Source organism: Shigella sp. FC1544 (assembly GCF_001722145.1).
In the GTDB taxonomy this organism is placed as follows: domain Bacteria; phylum Pseudomonadota; class Gammaproteobacteria; order Enterobacterales; family Enterobacteriaceae; genus Escherichia; species Escherichia coli.
The window spans coordinates 1-1,705 of record NZ_MECT01000273.1 but is presented as its reverse complement, the minus strand read 5'-3'; the positions used below and the strand labels follow the sequence as shown (position 1 = coordinate 1,705).

Genomic DNA, 1,705 nt, shown 5'->3' with positions numbered 1-1,705 from the left:
ACGGTTGTGGCGCACGTCTTCGGTGAACGCACTCTGGCCACACTGGAGCGTCTTCTGAGCCTGCTGTCGGCCTTTGAGGTCGTGGTATGGATGACGGATGGCTGGCCGCTGTATGAATCACGCCTGAAGGGAAAGCTGCACGTTATCAGCAAGCGTTACACTCAGCGCATTGAGCGACATAATCTGAATCTGAGACAACATCTGGCAAGGCTGGGACGGAAGTCACTGTCGTTCTCAAAATCGGTGGAGCTGCATGACAAGGTCATCGGGCATTATCTGAACATAAAACACTATCAGTAAGTTGGAGTCATTACCCTATGTGCCTTTGCTTTTTTATCCCTTCTTTTTTGGGCAATAATAATAAAATATGATGTTTCCTTGCCGACAAAAAAAGTGACAGGAATATTATTGCTGATTGTCATTTCGGGCAGTTTATTTTCCGCTTGTCAATTTGCTTATAAAGATGCAAAAAATAAAAAAACGTTCAGTCCATATATACTAGCGTCGCGATTTGCTACCTATACGCCGTTTTTCAATCTCAACTATTTTGCTTTAGCAGCGAAAGAGCATCAAAGATTACTCTCAATTGCAAACACGGTGCCGTATTTTCAATTATCAGTCAGGGATACAGGTATTGATACCTACGTGTTGATTGTGGGGGAGTCTGTACGTGTCGACAATATGTCTTTGTATGGATATACACGCTCTACGACACCGCAAGTTGAAGCACAAAGAAAACAGATCAAACTGTTTAATCAAGCAATAAGCGGCGCACCTTACACTGCGCTGTCGGTTCCCCTTTCTTTAACTGCTGATTCTGTTTTGAGTCATGACATTCATAATTACCCCGACAACATTATTAATATGGCTAATCAAGCAGGATTTCAGACTTTCTGGCTAAGCTCGCAATCCGCTTTTCGGCAGAATGGTACAGCAGTTACCAGTATCGCCATGCGCGCCATGGAAACAGTTTATGTCAAAGGATTTGATGAATTGTTGTTGCCGCATTTATCGCAAGCATTACAGCAAAATACGCAGCAAAAGAAACTGATTGTTCTTCATTTAAATGGAAGCCATGAACCGGCTTGTAGCGCCTATCCGCAATCCAGCGCCGTGTTTCAACCGCAGGACGATCAGGATGCCTGCTATGACAACTCCATTCATTACACAGATAGTTTGCTAGGTCAGGTTTTTGAATTATTAAAAGATCGCCGCGCCTCGGTCATGTATTTTGCCGACCACGGCCTGGAACGTGACCTTACGAAGAAGAACGTCTATTTTCATGGAGGCAGGGGGGCTAGCCAGCAGGCATATCATGTCCCGATGTTTATCTGGTATAGCCCCGTTCTTGGGGATGGCGTGGATCGCACAACGGAAAACAACATCTTTTCGACAGCTTACAATAATTACCTTATTAATGCGTGGATGGGGGTAACAAAGCCGGAACAGCCGCAAACGCTTGAGGAAGTGATTGCACACTATAAAGGAGACTCACGGGTTGTGGATGCAAACCATGATGTTTTCGATTATGTGATGTTCAGAAAGGAGTTTACAGAGGATAAGCAAGGTAACCCCGTTACTTTATTCGTACCCCTTATAATGGGGGGTTAGCCAGCCAGACCCGGCATGATTACTGCCCCCAGTCGTCCATGATCCGGGGGGTGATGTCACCGGGTCTGGTGGGGCGCTGGTAACCGCTAATAGG

General features: G+C 45.6%; 2 pseudogenes. Both read left to right on the top strand.

What is annotated here, in order from left to right:
- Positions 1-300: pseudogene (locus tag BGK49_RS14005) on the top strand (IS1-like element IS1X2 family transposase); the annotation flags it as partial.
- 15 nt (positions 301-315) lie between these two features.
- A pseudogene (locus tag BGK49_RS14000) lies at positions 316-1,611 on the top strand (phosphoethanolamine transferase); the annotation flags it as partial.
- Between the last annotated feature and the right edge of the window lie 94 nt (positions 1,612-1,705).